The organism is Nocardia abscessus NBRC 100374 (genome assembly GCF_000308455.1).
GTDB classification, from domain to species: Bacteria; Actinomycetota; Actinomycetes; order Mycobacteriales; family Mycobacteriaceae; genus Nocardia; species Nocardia abscessus.
On record NZ_BAFP01000207.1, the window covers coordinates 1 to 485 of the forward strand.

1 protein-coding gene is annotated in these 485 nt (G+C 63.5%); it reads left to right on the top strand.

Features of this window, described 5'->3' with window-relative positions:
• On the top strand, positions 1-485 hold a 485-nt coding region (locus ON19_RS30750; protein ID WP_043700698.1), incomplete at both ends, for a TipAS antibiotic-recognition domain-containing protein.

Below are 485 nucleotides of genomic sequence, written 5' to 3' on the forward strand. Positions count from 1 at the left end.
GGCCCTGCGTCAGTTGGGTCTGGGACTGGATCAGATCACGGACCTGCTCGAGGGCGCCGTAGCGGTGACGCAGGTGCTATCTGCTCATCGCGACTATCTGGCCGCGCAACTGGCCGCGACGCAGGAACTTCATGCCTTGGTCGCGGTACTGGCCGCAACGGCGGAGAGCAGGCCGGACGCATCCGCGGATCGCTTCCTGGAATTGATCAGGAGGACTGTGATGGTCGACGACACCTTCAAGGAGTATTTCACCGAGGAACAGCTGACGCAGCTCGCGCAGCGTCGGGAAAATCTCGGTGAACAGCGCATTCAGCAAGCCGAAGCGGAATGGGGTGAGCTCATCCCCGAGGTCGACGCGGCGATCGCAGCGGGAATGGACCCGGCCTCACTCGAGGCGCAGCAATTGGCGGCGCAGTGGATGGGGCTCTTGGAAGGGTTCCATGGTGGTGACGCAGGCCTGCGCGACAGCATGTACCGGATGCAGG